Annotated in this window: 19 protein-coding genes and 1 tRNA gene; 16 read left to right on the top strand and 4 right to left on the bottom strand. The window is 63.2% G+C overall.

What is annotated here, in order from left to right; all coding sequences use genetic code 11:
• Positions 1-216 precede the first annotated feature (216 nt).
• The 6 genes from ACVW16_RS04280 (at position 217) to ACVW16_RS04255 (ending at position 6,176) form a co-directional block, all read left to right on the top strand.
• Positions 217-1,614 (top strand): MFS transporter, encoded by a 1,398-nt coding sequence (locus ACVW16_RS04280; protein ID WP_456704150.1) that lies wholly within the window; start codon positions 217-219, stop codon positions 1,612-1,614.
• 118 nt (positions 1,615-1,732) lie between these two features.
• On the top strand, positions 1,733-2,560 hold the full coding sequence (locus ACVW16_RS04275; RefSeq protein WP_456704149.1) for a 3-keto-5-aminohexanoate cleavage protein: 828 nt from the start codon (positions 1,733-1,735) through the stop codon (positions 2,558-2,560).
• A gap of 146 nt (positions 2,561-2,706) precedes the next feature.
• A complete protein-coding gene (locus ACVW16_RS04270) occupies positions 2,707-3,912 on the top strand; it encodes an MFS transporter (protein WP_456735453.1) in 1,206 nt (401 codons plus the stop codon).
• Positions 3,913-4,090: 178 nt separating this feature from the next.
• Positions 4,091-5,320: a CaiB/BaiF CoA transferase family protein gene (locus tag ACVW16_RS04265; RefSeq protein WP_456735452.1), complete on the top strand. Its 1,230-nt coding sequence runs from the start codon at positions 4,091-4,093 to the stop codon at positions 5,318-5,320.
• Between the two features lie 147 nt (positions 5,321-5,467).
• Positions 5,468-5,683, top strand: a complete 216-nt coding sequence (locus ACVW16_RS04260) for a hypothetical protein (protein WP_456704146.1) — start codon at positions 5,468-5,470, stop codon at positions 5,681-5,683.
• 100 nt (positions 5,684-5,783) lie between these two features.
• Entirely contained in the window at positions 5,784-6,176 is a 393-nt protein-coding gene (locus ACVW16_RS04255) for a RidA family protein (RefSeq protein WP_456735451.1), read from the top strand.
• A 3-nt stretch (positions 6,177-6,179) separates the two neighbouring features.
• On the opposite strand, the gene ACVW16_RS04250 is transcribed toward ACVW16_RS04255, so the two are convergent.
• Positions 6,180-6,842 (bottom strand): TetR/AcrR family transcriptional regulator, encoded by a 663-nt coding sequence (locus tag ACVW16_RS04250; RefSeq protein WP_456802232.1) that lies wholly within the window; start codon positions 6,840-6,842, stop codon positions 6,180-6,182.
• A gap of 210 nt (positions 6,843-7,052) precedes the next feature.
• Between ACVW16_RS04250 and ACVW16_RS04245 the strand changes: the two genes are divergently transcribed.
• The 3 genes from ACVW16_RS04245 (at position 7,053) to ACVW16_RS04235 (ending at position 10,360) form a co-directional block, all read left to right on the top strand.
• Positions 7,053-8,288, top strand: a complete 1,236-nt coding sequence (locus tag ACVW16_RS04245) for an acyl-CoA dehydrogenase family protein (RefSeq protein ID WP_456704143.1) — start codon at positions 7,053-7,055, stop codon at positions 8,286-8,288.
• A gap of 131 nt (positions 8,289-8,419) precedes the next feature.
• Complete coding sequence (locus tag ACVW16_RS04240) at positions 8,420-9,478, top strand: phosphotransferase family protein (RefSeq protein ID WP_456735449.1); 1,059 nt, start codon at positions 8,420-8,422, stop codon at positions 9,476-9,478.
• Between the two features lie 258 nt (positions 9,479-9,736).
• A complete protein-coding gene (locus ACVW16_RS04235; RefSeq protein WP_456704141.1) occupies positions 9,737-10,360 on the top strand; it encodes a LysE family translocator in 624 nt (207 codons plus the stop codon).
• Positions 10,361-10,371: 11 nt separating this feature from the next.
• Here the strand turns inward: ACVW16_RS04235 and argE are convergent, their stop codons facing one another.
• Together argE and ACVW16_RS04225 are read right to left on the bottom strand one after the other, a co-directional pair.
• Complete coding sequence (gene argE, locus ACVW16_RS04230; protein ID WP_456735448.1) at positions 10,372-11,565, bottom strand: acetylornithine deacetylase; 1,194 nt, start codon at positions 11,563-11,565, stop codon at positions 10,372-10,374.
• Between the two features lie 870 nt (positions 11,566-12,435).
• On the bottom strand, positions 12,436-13,221 hold the full coding sequence (locus ACVW16_RS04225; RefSeq protein WP_456735447.1) for an SDR family NAD(P)-dependent oxidoreductase: 786 nt from the start codon (positions 13,219-13,221) through the stop codon (positions 12,436-12,438).
• 132 nt (positions 13,222-13,353) lie between these two features.
• Here ACVW16_RS04225 and ACVW16_RS04220 point away from each other — a divergent pair, with 132 nt between their 5' ends.
• Together ACVW16_RS04220 and ACVW16_RS04215 are read left to right on the top strand one after the other, a co-directional pair.
• The gene (locus ACVW16_RS04220; protein ID WP_456704138.1) at positions 13,354-14,052 is read left to right on the top strand and encodes a histidine phosphatase family protein; all 699 of its coding nucleotides are present in this window, start codon (positions 13,354-13,356) and stop codon (positions 14,050-14,052) included.
• Between the two features lie 70 nt (positions 14,053-14,122).
• On the top strand, positions 14,123-14,890 hold the full coding sequence (locus ACVW16_RS04215; RefSeq protein ID WP_456735446.1) for an SDR family NAD(P)-dependent oxidoreductase: 768 nt from the start codon (positions 14,123-14,125) through the stop codon (positions 14,888-14,890).
• A gap of 34 nt (positions 14,891-14,924) precedes the next feature.
• Here the strand turns inward: ACVW16_RS04215 and ACVW16_RS04210 are convergent, their stop codons facing one another.
• The gene (locus ACVW16_RS04210) at positions 14,925-16,142 is read right to left on the bottom strand and encodes a serine hydrolase domain-containing protein (protein WP_456704136.1); all 1,218 of its coding nucleotides are present in this window, start codon (positions 16,140-16,142) and stop codon (positions 14,925-14,927) included.
• A gap of 164 nt (positions 16,143-16,306) precedes the next feature.
• Here ACVW16_RS04210 and ACVW16_RS04205 point away from each other — a divergent pair.
• From ACVW16_RS04205 to rplA, 5 genes are all read left to right on the top strand, one after another.
• A tRNA-Trp gene (locus tag ACVW16_RS04205) sits at positions 16,307-16,382 on the top strand.
• A 319-nt stretch (positions 16,383-16,701) separates the two neighbouring features.
• Complete coding sequence (gene secE, locus ACVW16_RS04200; protein ID WP_007611620.1) at positions 16,702-16,893, top strand: preprotein translocase subunit SecE; 192 nt, start codon at positions 16,702-16,704, stop codon at positions 16,891-16,893.
• Positions 16,893-17,447 (top strand): transcription termination/antitermination protein NusG, encoded by a 555-nt coding sequence (nusG, locus tag ACVW16_RS04195; protein ID WP_092228471.1) that lies wholly within the window; start codon positions 16,893-16,895, stop codon positions 17,445-17,447. Before secE ends, nusG begins: the two co-directional genes overlap by 1 nt.
• Positions 17,448-17,580: 133 nt before the next feature.
• A complete protein-coding gene (gene rplK, locus ACVW16_RS04190; RefSeq protein ID WP_008136439.1) occupies positions 17,581-18,009 on the top strand; it encodes a 50S ribosomal protein L11 in 429 nt (142 codons plus the stop codon).
• 6 nt (positions 18,010-18,015) lie between these two features.
• Entirely contained in the window at positions 18,016-18,708 is a 693-nt protein-coding gene (gene rplA, locus ACVW16_RS04185) for a 50S ribosomal protein L1 (RefSeq protein WP_456704089.1), read from the top strand.
• The last annotated feature ends 66 nt before the right edge of the window (positions 18,709-18,774 follow it).

Here is an 18,774-nt window from a genome sequence, read left to right as displayed (position 1 = left end):
GATGGAGCTTGCCCCATAACATCATGTTAGGTTTATCGCATAACTGGGTAATTGTGTTAGGCCGGCGAATGCCTATTGTAGTACTCACTCAAGACACCGACCGGCAATGCCAGCGTTCGCGGACACCGCAGGAGCGCCCGGGGATTGCTGCCCAATTGTCCAACGAAGCCCGCTGACGGGACGACAACAAACGAACAGATCGGGAGGAACTTTGCTATGGCTACGACGCGCGCGATCCAACACATGAGCCAGTCCGGGAAGGCTGCTGCAAGCGGCTGGATCGGGTCGGCTCTCGAATATTATGACTTCTTCATCTACGCGACTGCGGCATCGCTGGTCTTCCCGCAGATCTTCTTCCCGTCCGACAATCCAACGGTTGCGATCGTCGCATCGCTTGCGACCTATGGCGTCGGCTATGTTGCGCGGCCGATCGGGGCCTTCGTGCTCGGTCATTGGGGCGACACCCACGGCCGCAAGACGGTTCTGCTCGTCTGCATGTTCTTGATGGGCATCTCGACCATGGCGGTCGGCATCCTGCCAACCTATCAGCAGGTCGGCATCCTGGCGCCGATTCTGCTGGTCCTTCTGCGCCTGGTGCAGGGCTTTGCCGTGGCCGGCGAAATCTCCGGCGCAAGCTCGATGATCCTGGAGCACGCACCGTTCGGTCGGCGCGGCTTCTACGCAAGCTTCGCCCTTCAGGGCGTGCAGGCCGGACAGATTCTGGCAGCTGCGGTCTTCCTGCCGCTGGCGGCCTATATGCCGACGGAGGCCTTCAACAGCTGGGGGTGGCGGATTCCGTTCCTGCTCAGCTTCTTCGTCATCGTCGCAGGCTACATCATTCGCCGCGAAGTCGACGAAACCCCCGCTTTTGACCGCGAGGGCGAACGGGGAGAAAAGCCGCAGGCGCCGATTGTCCAGGCAATCAAGCTGAGCTGGCCCGACATGCTCCGCGTCATCTGCATGGCGCTGATGAACGTCATTCCTGTCGTTGCGACCATCTTTGGCGCGGCCTACGCGGTCCAGCCGGCCTACGGCGTCGGCTTTGCCAAGGACGTCTATCTGTGGATCCCCGTGCTCGGCAACATGGTCGCCGTGTTCGTCATTCCCTTCGTCGGCAATCTCTCCGACAAGGTCGGTCGCAAGCCTCCGATCATCGTGGGTGCGCTGCTTTCGGGCGTGCTCGCCTTCTTCTATCTCTACGCCATCAGCATCAAGAACGTGCCTCTCGCGATCGTGATCTCGCTGTTGATGTGGGGCGTCGTCTATCAGGGCTACAACGCGATCTTTCCGAGCTTCTATCCGGAGCTGTTTCCGACGCGCACCCGCGTGTCGGCGATGGCGATCTCGCAGAACATCGGAACGACCATTACTGCGTTGCTTCCGGCGCTGTTTGCGAGCGTGGCCCCTCCCGGCTCGGCCAACATTCCCTTGACGGTGGGGGCGATCGCTTTCGGCATCACCGTCATCGCGGCGCTGGCGGCCCTCACGGCCCGGGAGACCTATCGCATTAGCATCGACGATCTCGGTAATCCCAAAGCCGTCCCGATGGCGCGGGCCGACTACGATCGTCGGCGCGAAGACACGCAGGACAGTGCTGCCGCCGTTCGGACCTGACGGTTGAAGTCAACGCCGCTGCGACGGATGATGTTCGCAGCGGCGAGGCTTCGTGGTATGGACTCACCGTCGATTGAAGCTTTGTACGCGCGAGCGCGATGATGATGAGGTTAGCAGGATGAATCCCGCTGTTGTTGCGGTCGCAATCACCGGCTCCGTTCCGCGCAAGAAGGACAATCCCGCGGTGCCGATCTTGCCGGCAGAGCAGATCGAGTCGACGCACCAGGCCTTCGAGGCCGGTGCCACGCTTGCGCACATCCACGTTCGCAACGACGACGAAACGCCGTCCTCAGACCCCGAGCGCTTTGCCCTGGTGCAGGAGGGCGTCAGGAAGCATTGTCCCGGGATGATCGTGCAGTTCTCGACCGGAGGGCGCGGCCGCGATCCTTCGGCGCGCGGATCCTCGCTCTATCTCAAGCCCGACATGGCCTCGCTCTCCACGGGCTCGGTGAACTTCCCGACCATCGTCTATGAGAACAGCGCCGCCCTGGTCGAGACTCTCGCCACCGGCATGAAGGCGAATGGCGTCCGTCCTGAGATCGAGATCTTCGATCTGTCGCATCTTCACGGCGCCCGTCGGTTGATCGAAGCGGGGTTGATGGACGCGCGCCCGCACGTACAATTCGTCATGGGCGTCAAGAACGCGATGCCGGCCGACGAGCATGTGCTCGACATCCTGCTGGGAGAGCTGAGACGCCTGATCCCGCAAGCGACCTGGACGGCGGCCGGGATCGGACGCCATCAGGCCGAGGTGATGGACTGGGCCCTGGCGCGCGGCGCCGACGCGGTTCGCACCGGGCTCGAGGACAACATCAGGGTCGACAAGACGCGCCTGGCCCGCAGCAATGCGGAACTCGTGAGCATCGCCTGTGAAGCTGTCAGGCGCCACGGCCGGCGCGTGGCGACTGCGGCCGAAGCGCGATCCCTGCTCGGGATCGCGGGGTAGGGACGATCATCCCGGGCCTGACGTCTGCCTGACATGCTCCCGGCTGCCTTCTGCCATTCGGCGGCCGGCGTTCCCGTGAGCGGACTCTCCGGGTAAGACAGGGCTCACAGGCGTAATCGACGCCTGCCGGGCAGGCGACGACTGGAATGCGGTTCTTGAAATCCGACAGCAGGCTGATCGGGGTCCTGCTGGTGCTTGCAATCACCCAGCTCATCGGATGGGGAACGATCGGCCTTCCGGCCGTGATCGGTCGCGATCTCGGAGCCGATCTCGGCATGAGCCTGTCGGCGGTGTTTGCGGGCAGCTCGGTCCTTTATGTCACGATGGGTCTGTGCGCACCCTGGCTCGCCAAGGCCTTTGCGCAGCACGGTGCACGCGAGGTGATGATGGTGGGCACCGTCGTCTCCGTGCCGGGCTACGTCGTTCTGTCTTTCGCGCGTGAGCCGCTGCTCTATTTCGCCGGCTGGGTCATTCTCGGTATGGGCGGCAGCGCCACGCTGTCGACCGGCGCCTACATCATGCTGAACGAGGTCGCCGGACGCGGCTCCAAGAATGCCATCGGCGGCCTGATGTTGGTGACGGGTCTCTCCAGCAGCATCTTCTGGCCGACCACGTCGTTTCTCGGCGATTGGCTCGGCTGGCGCGGCACTTGTCTGGTCTATGCCGCGATGATGCTCGCCATCAACCTTCCGCTTTATGCGTTTGTCGCGCCGCGCCGGAAAATTGTGACTGACGATCGTGGCGACGCCGCCGAGGCTGCGCCGCCGCCTGTGATTCCGAAAAGTACCTTCGGTCTCGTTGTCGGCGTGATCACGATGAACGCCTTCGTCAATTTCGGCATCGGTGCCATTTTGCTCGAGTTGCTGAGGGCGGAGGGCCTTGCGCCGGCGCAGGCGCTCGCATTCGGATCGATGCTGGGCGTGATCCAGGTCAGCGCGCGCGGCCTCGACTTCCTCGGCGGCGGGCGATGGGACGGCATCACCACTGGCCTGGTCGCTGGCACCGCGCTTCCCGTTGCCATGGTGATCTTGATGCTGAGCGAGGGCGCGACCTGGGCGGTTGCGACCTTCATCTTGCTCTATGGCGCCGGCAGCGGCGCGATGGCTGTGGCGCGGGCGACGATTCCGCTCGTCTTCTACGACCAGGCCGAATTCGCCAAGGCGATGTCGATGATCGCATTGCCGCTCAATCTGGCCTCCGCAATCTCGCCCCCGCTTCTGGCAGGCCTGCTTACTCAGTTCGGCAGCCGCGGCGCGCTTGGCCTGACGCTGGTCATATCCTGCGCGACGGTGCTGATCCTGGTTTTGCTTGGACGGAGGCGTCCGCAATTGGCTGTGGCCGCCGCGACGTGAGGTCATCTGGTAATATTCGCAACGCGGAATCGGGCATCGCGGGGGACCTCCGCTGCGAGGCGGGGGGATGGCCGTATGTCCGGCGCGCAGGGCTCGGCGCCGCAAAATGGTGTATCCGCAGGGAGCGCGGCCCGCGATCTCGCCGCCGTGCCAATATCCAGTTCCCCGGAGGAAAGACATGTCGGCCCTGCCGCTCTCAGGCATCAAGATCCTTGATCTCACGCGTGTGCTCGCCGGGCCCTTGTCGGCCCAGATGCTGGGCGATCTCGGCGCGGACGTGATCAAGATCGAGCGGCCCGGCACCGGCGACGATGCGCGCGCCTTCGGCCCGCCATACCTGACCGACCCCGAGGGCAAGGCAAACAACAACAATTCGTTCTATCTCTGCGCCAACCGCAACAAGAAGTCGGTCACCGTCAACATCGCCAAGCCGGAGGGGCAGGCGATCATCCGCGAACTGGCCAAGGACGCCGACGTCTTCATGGAGAACTACAAGGTCGGCGATCTCAAGCGCTACGGCCTCGACTACGAGACGATCAAGGCGATCAATCCCAAGATCATCTATTGCTCGGTGACGGGCTTCGGCCAGACCGGCCCCTACGCGCCGCGTGCCGGCTACGACGCGATCCTCCAGGCGATGGGCGGCCTGATGAGCGTCACGGGTCATATCGACGGTGAACCCGGCGAAGGCCCGATGAAGGTCGGCCCGTCGATCGTCGACTACATGACCGGCATGAACACCTCGATCGGGCTGCTCGCGGCGTTGTACCATCGCGACGTCAATGGCGGGCAGGGACAGCACATCGACGTGTGCCTGTTCGACACCGTCATTGCCTCGCTGTCGCACTGGCTGCAGATATTCCTCGTCAATGGTAAGACGCCGCCCCGCCGCGGCACCTGGGGCAATGGCGGCATGCCCGCGGGCGTGTTCCGCTGCACCGACGGCGAGCTGATGCTGGTGGTCGGCAACGACGGCCAGTTCCAGCGCACCTGCGCCGTGCTCGGCCGGCCGGAGCTTGCCAACGACAAGCGCTTCATCAAGAACAACGACCGCGTCGTGCACGGCAAGGAGATCATGGCGATCTTCGCCGGCCTGTTCCTGACCAAGCCGGTGGCCTACTGGCTGGACAAGCTCGAGGAGGCCGGCGTCCCGTCCGGCCCGATCAACAATTTCGAGCAGGTGTTCGCCGATCCGCACGTGCAGTCGCGCGGCATGCGGGTGAAGGTCGACCATCCCTTCGCGCCCGACCTGTCGCTGATCCGCAACGCGCTGACGTTCTCGGAGACCCCGATCAGGACCTACCGCGCGCCGCCGCTGCTCGGCGAGCACACCCAGGAAGTTCTTGGCGGTCAGCTCGGCTATGACGCGGGGAAGATCGAGGAGTTGAAGAAGCAGGGGATCATCTAGCGAGAGCGGCGGCAGTGTGACGCTTATGCGGCCTTACCTGGGCTTGCGCGCAATCCCCAGATAACTCCGGTCCGTACTCACACAGGCTTTCGCTTTGCTCGCGACTCTGATTCGATCCCTCGAGGTGGGTACGGGAGGGAGTGCATCATGTCCTACACCATCGGGTTCCAAGCGAAAGACCAGAAGGCCATTCTGGCGACCGAGGCGGCGACGGCCAATCAGGCTGTGGCAATCATTGCCGCGCTGCGGCAAAGTGCCGAAGAGATCAAGTTCATCCGCTCGCCGCAGGAAGGCGACATGGGCATCGAGATGCTGCTGCTGCTCGCCAAGGAAGAGGCCGAGGAGATGCCGCAGCGCAGCTAGCTCTCCTCAGGGCGATCACACTTCGATCAGAAGCGAAGCATGTCGGCTGCATGATGATGTAGTCAGGCGACAGTCTCGCTCGTACCGAAGGTGGCCGCCCATGAAACGCGAAGCGCTCCGCGTCGAACCGATCTCGTCTTATCTGGATCGCTGGAAGGCGCCGACCTCACCCGTCACACGCGCCGGCAACATGATCTTCGTCGCCGGCCTGCCGCCATTCGATCCGGCAACGGGCGAGCTTGCGGAAATGCCGATCGAGCGGCAGAGCGAGATCGTCATGGAGCAGATGAAGCTGTGCCTTCAGACCGCTGGCGCCTCGCTCGACAACGTCATGAAGTGCAACGTCTACTGCACCGCGACGAAACATTTCGCCGCCTTCAACACGGTCTATGCCCGCTACTTCCCGGTCGATCCGCCGGCGCGGATTTTCATCTGCACGCCGGAATGGTTCGGCCCGTTCGACGTCGAGATCGACTGCATCGCGATGATGTGAGCGCTACCGCGCAGCCACCTTCGACGGCGCCTCGGACTCCGTCTGTCCCGCCGTCAGCGCCATCGTCGCCACGCTGACGACGCGCGCGACCACGTCCTCGACGTCGTCGAGATCGCATTGGCCGTCCGACAGCTTGGTCAGGCGCTCGCTCTCGCGAATGGTGTGGTGCGCCATGGCAAGTGCGAAATTCAGGCCCCAATAGATATCGACATCGTTGCGATCGGGCAGGGCCCGTCGCATGGCGCCAGCGAATTTGCGCAGGTGATCAATCTCGCGGTTTTTGATGCGGCGGATCGGCGGCACGGATTCGATGGATGCGCGGATCATGAAGCGCGCCGCGGTGGAGCGCTGGTTCTCGGGGCCCAGGCAACCGCGCAGCGTCGGCCCCACCAGCGCGCGCAAGATCACCTCGATCGGCGCGTGTCCGCCGCCTGCTTCTTCGGCCGCCTTCAATTCGCGCAGGCGCTCGCGGTTGGTCGCGATCGACCGCGTGACGAATAATTCCGCGATCAGTTCGTCCTTCGAGCCGAAATGATAATTCACCGCAGCCAGATTGACGTTTGCCTCCGCGACGATGTCGCGCAGCGTGACGTCGCCGAAGCCGCGATCGGAGTAGAGCCGTTCGGCGGCGGCGAGAATGGCAGACCTCGTATGATCGCTGGCCATGGATTGCCCTCAGGGAGGGAGTTGCAATTCAAACAGGTGTATGAAACTATCGTTTGAAGGTCGGAGAAAGTCAATCCGCAATCGCAACCGTTCGCATCGACCGAACCGGTTCCGGAAGCTCGCAAACGCGCATTCGCGCTTGCGGGCCGCACATTGCGGCAGGACAGTCCGCCACAAACGAGATCGCAAAGAGAGAACGAGGAGCGTCCCATGGACTTCGATATGTCGCCCAGGCAAAAGGAATGGCTCGAGCGCGTGCAATCCTTCATGGCCAAGCACGTGCGTCCGGCGGTGCCGATCTATGATCAGCAGGACAAGAGTGGCGATCGCTGGAAGGTCATCCCTGTTCTCGAAGACCTCAAGAAGAAGGCGAAGGCCGAAGGCCTCTGGAACATGTTCATGCCGCCGAGCGAGCATGAGGATGACGAATTCCGCGGTGCGGGATTGACCAATCTCGAATACGCGCTGCTGTCGGAAGAGATGGGGCGTATCACCTGGGCCTCCGAAGTGTTCAACTGCTCCGCGCCCGACACCGGCAACATGGAAGTGTTCATCCGCTACGGCTCCAGGGAGCAGAAGCGCAAATGGCTGCGCCCGTTGATGGACGGCGAGATCCGCTCCGCCTTCCTGATGACGGAACCGGCGGTCGCGTCCTCCGACGCCACCAACATCGAGACCCGCATCGAGAAGGACGGCGATCACTACGTCATCAACGGCCGCAAATGGTGGTCGTCGGGCGTCGGCGACCCCCGCTGCAAGATCGCGATCCTGATGGGCAAGACCGATTTCAACGCCGCCAAGCATCAGCAGCAGTCGCAGATCCTGGTGCCGCTCGACACGCCAGGCATCAAGGTCGAAAAGATGCTGCCTGTGTTCGGCTTTGACGACGCGCCGCACGGCCACGCCCAGGTGCTGCTCGAGAACGTGCGCGTGCCCAAGGAGAACATCCTGCTCGGCGAGGGCCGCGGCTTCGAGATCGCGCAGGGCCGCCTCGGGCCGGGGCGCATTCACCATTGCATGCGCACCATCGGCAAGGCCGAGGAAGCGCTGGAAAAGATGGTGAAGCGGCTTTCCTCGCGCACCGCCTTCGGCAAGAGGATCGTCGAGCACTCGGTGTGGGAGCAGCGCATCGGCGAAGCCCGCACCAATATCGAGATGACGCGTCTGCTCTGCCTCAAGGCCGCCGACATGATGGACAAGGTCGGCAACAAGACCGCGCAGGCCGAGATCGCGATGATCAAGGTCGCAGCACCGAACATGGCGCTGAAGATCATCGACGAGGCGATCCAGGCGTTCGGTGGCGCGGGCGTCTCTGACGATGCTGGCCTCGCCAAGGACTACGCCCACATCCGTACGCTGCGGCTCGCCGACGGCCCGGACGAGGTGCACAATCGCGCCATTGCAAGGTTGGAGGTTCGGAAGTATGCCAATTCTCCCAAGCATTAAGCGAGAGAGCGGGACGAAGCGCCCGCTCTGAAGAAACGGCAAGAGATGACCCGCATTCGGTGACCGCTTGACGCAAGTGCGTCAGCGGTTACCGATTAGGATCATATCCGGACTGAAGAGGGAGCGTCACCGTGGCTGATGGCGTCAGGAAAGACGAAGAGTTCTCGGGCACCAAGCCGGTCGAGGAGCGTCATCGCTTCGACGAGCTCAGGCTCGAGGCCTGGATGCGCGACAACGTCGAAGGTTTTGCAGGCCCGCTGGTCGTGCTCCAGTTCAAGGGCGGCCAGTCCAATCCGACCTATCGCCTGAACACGCCGACGCGCTCCTACGTGATGCGCCGCAAGCCGTTCGGCAAATTGCTGCCCTCGGCGCATGCGGTCGATCGCGAATATCGCGTCATCGCAGCCCTTGGAAAGCAGGGCTTTCCGGTCGCGCACGCCTACGCGCTGTGCCAGGACGACAGCATCATCGGCGCGGCCTTCTACATCATGTCGATGGAGGACGGCCGCGTGTTCTGGGATCCGACGCTGCCGAGCCAGGACAACGACGCGCGGCGAAAAATCTTCACCAGCAAGATCGAGACGCTGGCACAGCTCCACATGTACGATCCTGGCGCGATCGGCCTCGGCGATTTCGGCAAGCCGGGCAACTATTTCGCGCGCCAGATCGACCGCTGGACCAAGCAGTATCGCGCATCCGAAACCCAGCACATTCCGGAGTTCGAGAAGGTCGCCGAATGGCTGCCCAAGACCGTGCCGGAACAGGCGCGCGTCTCGATCGTCCACGGCGACTATCGCCTCGACAACATGATTTTCCATGCAACGGAACCGCGCGTGCAGGCGGTGCTCGACTGGGAGCTGTCGACGCTCGGTGATCCCATGGCCGATTTCACCTACCTGTTGATGCAGTGGATCATGCCGGGGCTCGACGGCGCCGACCTCAAGGCGCTCAACATCCCGAGCGTGGAGGAAGCCGCGCGGATCTATTGCAACGTCACCAAGATGACGGTGCCCGATCTCAACTGGTACTTCGCCTACAATCTGTTCCGCCTCGCCGGCATCACGCAGGGAATCGCCGGTCGTGTCCGCGACGGCACCGCCGCCAATGCCAAGGCACTGGAATCCGCCAAGCGCACCGTGCCGCTGTCAAAGGCGTCGTGGGAGTATGCGCAGAAGGCGGGCGCGGTGTAGGAATAACGAAGGCGCGGCTGATTGATCGCCGCGCTTTTTTTGTTTTGCTGCCTCGCCATGCCCGCGCGCTCCGTCATTGCGAGCGCAGCGAAGCAATCCAGAATCTTTGCGCGGAGGCAGTCTGGATTGCTTCGTTGCATCTGCGCAAAATTGCTGCGCAATTTTGTCGCGAGCTCCTCGCGATGACGAGGAGGCGGCGCCTTTCGCAACCGAGCGGATCATTGTATTCTTGTGCACCCAAGCCACGCGAGATGACGGATGATCGATCACACGACTCTCATCACCTATATCCTCATCGTGCTCGGGTTCGTCTTCATTCCCGGTCCAGCGACATTGCTGACCATGGCGCGCGCGGCCAGTTCCGGAACGAGGGTCGGCATCGCGACAGGGGCGGGGATTGCCGCAGGCGATTTGATCCACACCGCGATGGCCATCGTGGGCCTGTCGGCGATCGTCGCAACCTCGGCACTGCTGTTCAGCATCGTCAAATATGCGGGCGCAGCGTTCCTGATCTATCTCGGCATTCGCGCCATGCTCGAGAAGGCGCCGATCGAGTTGCACAGTGCGCCTCCGATCAGCGCGGGCCGCGCCTTCCGCCAGGCTGTGCTGACCGAGGTGCTCAATCCGAAAACAGCGCTGTTCTTCCTCGCCTTCCTGCCGCAGTTTGTCCGACCGGAGCACGGCTCGATGGCACTTCAGCTCGCCACGCTCGGGGCTGTCTTCGTGCTGATCGGCCTCGTCAGTACGATCGTGTTCGCAGTCGGTGCCGGCCGACTTGGCAATCTGCTGCGCCGCCATCCCGCCGTGGTGAAGTGGCAGGGCAAGGTGGTCGGGACAATCTACTGCGCCGTCGGCGTGCGGCTGGCCTTGCAGGAGCGATGAGGCGCCGGCCCCTACGACGTCGCCTTCGCGCAATGCGCGATCAGCTTCTCCACGAACTCGGCGCACTTCTCAAGCTCGGCCGTCTCCACGAACTCGTCAGGCGTATGCGCTTGCGCGATCGAGCCGGGACCGATCACCACCGAGGGGATGTCGGCCATGCTGGCGAACAGGCAGGCTTCGGTGCCGAACGCGACCTTGGCGTGGTCGTTGCGGCCGGCTAGCTGCTTTGCCAGCGTGACGATGGCGGCGTCGGCCTTGGTGTCGAGGGCGGGGTAGTCGAGGATCTCCTCGAACGCGATGCCGCATTCAGGGCTCTTCGCCTTCATCGCAGGCTCGAGTTCGGCCTTGGCCCAGGCGATGATCGCGTCCGTCACTTCCCTGGACTCGGTGATCCCGATGCCGCGGCATTCGAAGTCCACGGTGCAGGTATCCGGCACGATGTTCAGCGCCGCGCCGCCATGCACGATGCTGGTCAGCAGCGTCGAATGCGGCACGTCGTAGAGGCTGTTGCGCTCGGCCTCGCTTGCGAGCTTCACCGCACGGCGGCGGATCTCGGTGATCAGCTCGGCGGCATATTCGATGGCATTGACGCCATCGGGTGCGATCGAGGAGTGGCGGGCGAGGCCGTGGAAGGTCACTCGCACGCCGTGCTTGCCTTTGTGGCCAATGATGACCTTCATCTCGGTCGGCTCGCCGATGAAGGCGCCGAGCGGTCTCACTTTCTTCTTCGCGACCACGGCCAGCATCGGCCGCACGCCGACGCAGCCGATCTCCTCGTCATAGGAGATCGCCAGATGGATCGGCGTCGTCAGCTTCGCGTCCAGCATCTCCGGCACCATGGCGAGGCACACCGCGACAAAACCCTTCATGTCGGTGGTGCCGCGGCCGTAGAGCCTGCCGTCGCGTTCGGCGAGCTTGAACGGATCATGGCTCCAGTCCTGGCCGACGACAGGCACGACGTCGGTATGGCCCGACAGCACGAGGCCGGGCTTGTCCTCCGGCCCGATCGTGACCCAGAGCGAAGCCTTCTGGCCGGTCTCGTCGGTGATGCGCTCGCCCTTGACGCCGAGGAAGGCGAGATAGCTCTCGATATGCGCGATCAGGGGCAGATTGGTGCGATCGCTGACGGTGTCGAAGGCAACAAGCTCGGCGAGCAAGTTGCGGATGCGGTCGGCGCGCGAACTCGGGAAGATCGGATTGGGCATGGCCATTTCTTGTCGGAGCTGAACAGGCTGAGATTACTGCATGAACCATACCAATGTGACGGCCAGTCGGGCAAATCAACACAGGCTAGAAGGGCCTCGGAGCCCACAACAACAGCTTGCGTTGCCTGTCGGGCAAAACACCCCAGCCGTGGGACAAGCTGTGCATCCGAAAATATTCCACTTTACCGAAATTCGGAAACGGCGTATGTGTCGCGGCAACCCGGCCCATGGAAGAGGGGCGTATCGCGATCGTCACGACGCGGGCCGGACGGCGGTGGGCGTGGGCCGCATCGGCGCGAAGGGTTCTGCAGGGCGGGCAACCGTGAGCAAAGCGTCGCGCAAACGACCGGTGTGATCCGCGTACGGCAAAATCGTGTGGTCCTGGCGCCCGGAGTCTGTGCGTCAAGGCTCGTGGTGATGCGTGTGGCCCAACCGGGCCCTCGTGTCAGTCATCTGCGAGCCGACGGGGGCAATAGTGCATCGCTCCCCGGGGAGATCACGACATAAGCCGTCAAACCACTGCGCAGGGAAGGCCGGATGTTTGGGCTTCACCTGTATGCCGCTGTGCAGCCTCTTGTAGCGCAACTAGATCGCACAGTGGACCGCGGGTGCGAGGTCAGCACCCGGTCTTCCCTGCGCCCTCTTTCATCTGAGGGTAGGCGACAAAGCAAAGCTCGGGCGAGATGCCGCGAGGATGCGAAGCTGTGTCTGCAATGAAGATGCGAATCGAAGGAGCGAAGTCGTTGCCGCATACTCCGTCATTGCGAGCGCGAGGTGGAGAAAGTTGTGCGCCGAAACTTCGCTCTCGCGCCTCGGACGCAGCGCAGCAACGCTCGCGCGTTGCAGCGCGTCCGGGACACGAGACCGACGCTAAACCGGCTTCCCCGTATACGGCATCGAGGCCGTCAGCCCGCCATCCACCGGGAAGGCCTGGCCGTTCACATAGGACGCTTCGTCGCTCGCCAGGAACAATCCCATCGCGGCAAGTTCGTGCGGCTGGCCGGGGCGCTTGAGCGGATTGAGCTGGCCGATCTTGTCCTGGGTGCCGCGCTCCTTGGCGCGGTCGAAGATCGGCTTGGTCATGCCCGTCTCGATCAAGCCGGGGCACACTGCATTGATGCGCACGCCTGTGCCGGTGAGCGAATAAGCGGTGGTCTGCACCAGGCTGATTACGCCGGCTTTGCTCGCGGCATAGGGATGCCCGCTGGCGCCGGCCTTGAGTCCCGCAACCGATGCGGTCAGCACGATCGCGCCGGATTGCTGCTTCACCATGTGCGGCATCGCATGCTTCACCGCAAGGAACGGTCCGATCAGATTGACGCGCAGCACCTCCTGCCAATGTTCCACGGTCTGCTCGCCGAGTGGAACGAGTCCGCCGGAAATACCGGCATTGGCCCAGATCACGTCGAGCCGGCCGTGCGTGTTCACGGCCTTGTCGATCACGGCGATGACGTCCTTCTCGGAGCCGGCATCGGCGATCATGGCCTCGGCAACACCGCCGGCCTTCTTCACCTCGTCGACGGTCTCCTTCACTGCGTCGGTGCGATCGACCGCGATCAGCTTGGCGCCTTCCCTGGTGAACAGCAGCGCAGCTGCGCGACCGATGCCGCTGCCGGCGCCGGTGATGATGACGGATTTGCCTTGCAGACGGCCCATGCGTTCCTCCTTTGGTACTTGCGCGACGCTTGCCGCGCGACGGAATTTCAAACAGAATTTCAAACGGTAAAGTGTCTTGAGACACGTTCGCTACTCACGTACAGCGACATCACACGGGATGGAAGAGCTTCAATGGCAACCGCGGACAAGCCTGATGTAGTCACGACACGGTGGTGGTGGGTTCGCCACGCACCGGTGCGCAATGACGGCGGCAACATCTACGGGCAGAGCGATCTCCCCTGCGACACCAGCGACACCTATGTGTTCAATGCCGTTGCCAAGGTGCTGCCGCGCCAGGCGGTCTGGTATTCGAGCAATCTGATGCGCACGCATCAAACAGCCGAAGCGATCTGGGCGGCGGGCTACCCGAAGCCTGAATCGATGAAGTGGGAGGCTGACCTGGCCGAACAGAATCTCGGAAGATGGCAGGGCATGAACCGTGCCGCGTTCATCGCCAGCCGTCCCGTCGGCTCGAACTGGTTCGCCGACATCAACGAGCCCGCGCCCGGCGGCGAAAGTTTCATGGATCTTTATGTCAGGACGCGCCGAACGGTCGAACGGATCAACAATGAGGCGGCCGGGCAGGATGTGATCGCGGTCGCGCATGGCGGCACCATCAAGGCCGCGATCGGCCTCGCACTCGACGGCCAGGTCGAACGGGCGCTGTCGTTCGACATCGACAACGTCTCGATCACGCGGCTCGATTATTTCGCAAGCCCCGAGCGCAGCGTCTGGCGGCTGCCCATGGTGAACCAGCAGCCGTGGATCGCCGACGATGCACATGCCGAGATGCATCAGCCGGCGGGACCGGAAGTCAAGAAGCTCGCGTGACGTCGCTGTCCGTGCGCGGACGCGGCGTAGAATTTTAAGCCAAATCGAAATCGTACTCTGGGAGAGAAACATGACCTTGTTCGACATGAAGGGCAAAGTTGCCGTCATCACCGGCTCGACGCGCGGCATCGGGCTTGCGATCGCCGAGCGCATGGCCGAGCACGGAGCCAAGGTCGTGATCTCCTCGCGCAAGGCTGACGTCTGCGAAGAAGTCGCCGAGGGCATCAACGAGAAGTTCGGCAAGGGCACCGCGGTCGCGATCGCCGCCAACATCTCCTCCAAGGAAAATCTGCAGAACCTCGTCGACGAGAGCAACCGCGCCTTCGGCAAGATCGACGTGCTGGTCTGCAACGCCGCGTCGAACCCCTATTACGGTCCGCTCGCCGGCATCTCCGACGATCAGTTCAGGAAGATTCTGGACAACAATATCGTCGCCAACAATTGGCTGATCTCGATGGTGGTGCCGCAGATGATCGAGCGCAAGGACGGCTCTGTGATCATCGTCTCCTCGATCGGAGGCCTGAAAGGCTCGACCATCCTCGGCGCCTACGCGATCTCGAAAGCCGCCGACATGCAGCTCGCGCGCAACCTTGCCTGCGAATACGGCAAGCACAATATCCGCGTGAACTGCATAGCCCCCGGCCTGATCAAGACCGATTTCGCGAAAGCGCTGTGGGACAATCCGGAGAATTTGAAGGCCTCGACCTCGCGCTCGCCGCTGCTGCGCATCGGCATCCCCGACGAGATCGCTGGCGCCGCCGTCTTCCTGGGCTCAAAGGCCGGCGACTTCATGACCGGCCAGACCATGGTGATCGACGGCGGCGCGACGATCAGCTAGGGCCCTCTCGCGTCCGGGGCACGAGAGCGTCGCCTCAATCCACCGCCGCGTATACCAGATCCCTGACCAGGGTCCGCGTAAAATCGCGCTGGCCCGGACCCTGGCTCATGAACACCGTGAACAGGTCCTCCTTGGGATCGATCCAGAAGAACGTGCCGGCGATGCCGCTCCAGAAAAACGTGCCGACGCTGCCCGGAAAGGGCGCGATGCCTGCGTCGCGGCGGACGGCGAAACCGAGGCCGAAACCATGGCCGGGCGAGAGCAGCGTGCCGTTGGCGACGACATCGGGTCCGAGGTGATCGGATGCCATCAGCTCGAGCGTCTTGCGCCCGATGATCCTGGCGCCGTCGAGCGTGCCGCCGTTGCGCAGCATCAGAGCGAAGCGGGCGTAGTCCATCGTGGTCGAGACCAGGCCGCCGCCGCCTGATTCCATGACCGGCCGTTCGAGCATGTTGAACAGCGCGACCTTGTCGCCGGTCCAGGGATCGGTTTCGAACGGCTGGGCGAGCCTGTGTGCATTGGCCGCGCAGGTGGAGAAGCCGGTCTCGGTCATCTGCAAGGGCGCGAGGATGCGTTCAGTCAGGAAGGTGCCGAGCGATTTGCCGCTGACGATTTCGATGATGCGGCCGAGGATGTCGGTGGAGCGGCTGTAGTTGAATTCATCGCCGGGGTGGCAGACGAGGGGGAAGCTCGCCACCAGCGCGGCGTGCTCGGCATTGCTGATCTTGCGGCTGCGGACGCGGGACTCCTGATAGAGCTTGTGCACGGGCCCGTCGCCCTGGTGCTCGTAGGTGAGGCCGGAGGTGTGGCGGAGCAGGTCTTGCACCGTCATCGGCCGCTTTGGCGGAACCAGTTCCAGCTTGTCGCCGCTGACGATGCCAACTTTCTGGTCGGCGAACTCCGGAATGAATTTGGCGACGGGATCGCCGAGGAGGAGGTGGCCGTCCTCGACCAGCGCCATGATGCCGACCGAAACGATCGGCTTGGTCATCGAGAAGAGCCGGAAGATCGAATCAAGCGCCATCGCCGGGCCCGCCGGGCTCTGCTTGCCGAGCGCCTCGAACCAGCCGACCTGGCCATGGCGGGCCACCAGCACAGTCACGCCGGGGACGGTTCCCTTGTCGATCTCGCGCTTGAACGCGCCCGACATCGCCAGCAGGCGGGAGCGGGACAGGCCCAGCGTCTCGGGCTTAGCTTCGGGAATCGGTGGGGTTTTCGGGGCGGTCGCGGCTTGGGTGGCTGTGGCAGTCATGGGCACTCCCGGTTGTTCTTGATTATCGGGATTGGAGAGTGGCCCAGAAGCTGCTGTACAAACAAGCGAAGCCAGCGCGCTTCACCCTTGCAATCCGTCCTTGCAATTTAGCCGTCCCCTGTGCTTGAAAGCGCCCCTGATCCGGCGGCGACGCAAGGGTCCGTAGGAGTGTAGCTCAATTGGTAGAGCACCGGTCTCCAAAACCGGGGGTCGCAGGTTCGAGCCCTGCCACTCCTGCCAGCTGATCCCAACGATCGACAGGCAGGACATTGACGGGCCGAAAGCTCGGAGCATGGTTCATCGGCACCCGGTAAAGCCTTGATCCGCATCAATTCCCAGAGCCGGGCTTGTGTGCATTCGGCCCCGCCCACATCTTGACGTTTGGCCCCAACCGCAGTAGATACCCCGCACTCGCAGCAGGCCCGTTAAACGCGGATTTCCGGCGCGGCTTAGAAATTCCCCGAACATCAGAGCCCGGTTTCCGGCTCATCCTTCGAGACAGAGGGCTGGGCCACATCAGGCTGTTCGGATCCCTGAAATCTTAATGGCGTCTCAAACGATGGCAGTCAGCCCGTTCAAGTTCTTGCAGGAAGTGCGCTCGGAGACCGCCAAGGTCACCTGGCCGACCCGTCGTGAGACCACGATCACCACCATCATGGTGTTCGTGATGGTCGCCGTGGCCTCGATCTTCTTCTTCGCCGCCGACCAGATCATCCGTTATCTCATCACCTTCCTTTTGGGCATTCACTGATGGCTACAGCAACGGCTCAACTGTCCGACAAGCGCTGGTACATCGTCCACGCCTATTCGAACTTCGAGAAAAAGGTCGCCGAATCGATCCGCGAGCAGGCCAAGCAGCGCGGGCTCGAGGAGCTGTTCGAGCTGGTGCTGGTTCCGACCGAGAAGGTCACGGAAGTGCGCCGCGGCCGCAAGATCGACGCCGAGCGCAAGTTTTTCCCCGGCTACGTGCTCGTGAAGATGAAGCTGACCGACGAGGCGTTTCATCTGATCAAGAACACGCCGAAGGTCACCGGCTTCCTCGGCGCCGAGAACAAGCCGATGCCGATCTCGGAGAACGAGGCCATGCGCATCCTGCACCAGGTGCAGGAAGGCGTGGAGCGGCCGAAGGCGTCGGTGTCGTTCGAGATCGGCGAGAACGTGCGCGTGGCCGACGGTCCGTTCGCCTCGTTCTCGGGTGTCGTCGAGGAAATCGACGAGGCGCGCTCGCGCGTGAAGGTCGCGGTGTCGATCTTCGGTCGCGCAACGCCGGTCGAATTGGAATTCGGTCAGGTCGAGAAGGTCTGATCGGACGAGGCGTGAGGCTATAGGCCTCGCGCGACAAGAGGCCGTGGGAGGGAGAGGGCGGTTGCCAGCCGCATCCGACCCAGACCACGAACCTGAAACCGCCGGCTTAAGGCCGGCACAACAGGAGTGATACATGGCAAAGAAAGTGACCGGATACCTGAAGCTTCAGGTCCCGGCCGGTGCGGCGAATCCTTCGCCCCCGATCGGTCCCGCGCTCGGTCAGCGCGGTCTCAACATCATGGAGTTCTGCAAGGCGTTCAACGCCCAGACCCAGAAGGAAGAGAAGAACACCCCGATTCCCGTCGTGATCACGATCTACGCCGATCGTTCGTTCACGTTCGAGATGAAGACCCCTCCGATGTCCTTCTTCCTCAAGCAGGCCGCAAAAATCCAGTCCGGCTCGAAGGCGCCGGGCCGTGATAAGGCCGGCAAGGTGACCAAGGCGCAAGTGCGCGAGATCGCCGAGAAGAAGATGAAGGATCTCAATTGCGACACCATCGAATCGGCCATGAAGATGGTCGAGGGCTCTGCCCGCTCGATGGGTCTGGAAGTGGCGGGGTAAGCGGTCATGGCAATCGGAAAGCGTTTGAACAAAGCCCGCGAAGGTGTTGACCGCGAAAAGCTTTACCCGCTCGCGGACGCCATCAAGATGGTCAAGGAACGCGCCAAGGCGAAGTTCGACGAGACCATCGAGGTCGCGATCAATCTCGGCGTCGATCCGCGTCACGCCGACCAGATGGTCCGCGGCGTCGTGACCCTGCCGAACGGCACCGGCCGTACGCTCCGCGTCGGCGTGTTCGCCCGCGGCGCCAAGGCTGACGAAGCCAGGGCCGCCGGTGCCGACGTCGTCGGCGCCGAAGACCTGGTCGAGAAGGTGCAGAACGGCGCGATCGATTTCGACCGCTGCATCGCCACCCCCGACATGATGCCGCTGGTCGGCCGTCTCGGTAAGGTGCTCGGCCCGCGCGGCCTGATGCCGAACCCGAAGATCGGCACCGTGACCATGGACGTGACCGGTGCGGTGAAGGGTGCCAAGGGTGGCTCGGTCGAGTTCCGCGTCGAGAAGGCCGGCATCCTGCAGGCCGGCGTCGGCAAGGCCTCGTTCTCCGAGGAGAAGCTGGTCGAGAACATCAAGGCGCTCGCCGATGCTGTCTCGAAGGCGAAGCCGGCTGGCTCCAAGGGGACCTACATCCAGCGCGTTGCGGTGTCCTCGACGATGGGCCCGGGCGTGAAGGTCGAGCCGGGCACCATTCTCGGCTAAGCCTGGGATTGCATGAGGCGAGGGGCGGAATTGGGCAACCGATTCCGCCCCTCGTCGCTTGTGCGC

This window comes from Bradyrhizobium sp. USDA 4474 (assembly GCF_054057515.1).
This window is presented reverse-complemented; position numbering and strand designations above follow the sequence as displayed.

What these genes read in the sequence shown, in the direction of transcription:
- ACVW16_RS04225 (WP_456735447.1), bottom strand. Translation starts at nt 13,221, where the DNA reads ATGGGCCGTCTGCAAGGCAAATCCGTCATCATCACCGGCGCCGGCAGC.
- argE (WP_456735448.1), bottom strand. Translation starts at nt 11,565, where the DNA reads ATGCCCAATCCGATCTTCCCGAGTTCGCGCGCCGACCGCATCCGCAAC.
- ACVW16_RS04265 (WP_456735452.1), top strand. Translation starts at nt 4,091, where the DNA reads ATGTCGGCCCTGCCGCTCTCAGGCATCAAGATCCTTGATCTCACGCGT.
- ACVW16_RS04250 (WP_456802232.1), bottom strand. Translation starts at nt 6,842, where the DNA reads ATGGCCAGCGATCATACGAGGTCTGCCATTCTCGCCGCCGCCGAACGG.
- ACVW16_RS04220 (WP_456704138.1), top strand. Translation starts at nt 13,354, where the DNA reads ATGGCAACCGCGGACAAGCCTGATGTAGTCACGACACGGTGGTGGTGG.
- rplK (WP_008136439.1), top strand. Translation starts at nt 17,581, where the DNA reads ATGGCAAAGAAAGTGACCGGATACCTGAAGCTTCAGGTCCCGGCCGGT.
- ACVW16_RS04270 (WP_456735453.1), top strand. Translation starts at nt 2,707, where the DNA reads ATGCGGTTCTTGAAATCCGACAGCAGGCTGATCGGGGTCCTGCTGGTG.
- ACVW16_RS04215 (WP_456735446.1), top strand. Translation starts at nt 14,123, where the DNA reads ATGACCTTGTTCGACATGAAGGGCAAAGTTGCCGTCATCACCGGCTCG.
- ACVW16_RS04210 (WP_456704136.1), bottom strand. Translation starts at nt 16,142, where the DNA reads ATGACTGCCACAGCCACCCAAGCCGCGACCGCCCCGAAAACCCCACCG.
- nusG (WP_092228471.1), top strand. Translation starts at nt 16,893, where the DNA reads ATGGCTACAGCAACGGCTCAACTGTCCGACAAGCGCTGGTACATCGTC.
- ACVW16_RS04280 (WP_456704150.1), top strand. Translation starts at nt 217, where the DNA reads ATGGCTACGACGCGCGCGATCCAACACATGAGCCAGTCCGGGAAGGCT.
- secE (WP_007611620.1), top strand. Translation starts at nt 16,702, where the DNA reads ATGGCAGTCAGCCCGTTCAAGTTCTTGCAGGAAGTGCGCTCGGAGACC.
- ACVW16_RS04275 (WP_456704149.1), top strand. Translation starts at nt 1,733, where the DNA reads ATGAATCCCGCTGTTGTTGCGGTCGCAATCACCGGCTCCGTTCCGCGC.
- rplA (WP_456704089.1), top strand. Translation starts at nt 18,016, where the DNA reads ATGGCAATCGGAAAGCGTTTGAACAAAGCCCGCGAAGGTGTTGACCGC.
- ACVW16_RS04255 (WP_456735451.1), top strand. Translation starts at nt 5,784, where the DNA reads ATGAAACGCGAAGCGCTCCGCGTCGAACCGATCTCGTCTTATCTGGAT.
- ACVW16_RS04245 (WP_456704143.1), top strand. Translation starts at nt 7,053, where the DNA reads ATGGACTTCGATATGTCGCCCAGGCAAAAGGAATGGCTCGAGCGCGTG.
- ACVW16_RS04235 (WP_456704141.1), top strand. Translation starts at nt 9,737, where the DNA reads ATGATCGATCACACGACTCTCATCACCTATATCCTCATCGTGCTCGGG.
- ACVW16_RS04260 (WP_456704146.1), top strand. Translation starts at nt 5,468, where the DNA reads ATGTCCTACACCATCGGGTTCCAAGCGAAAGACCAGAAGGCCATTCTG.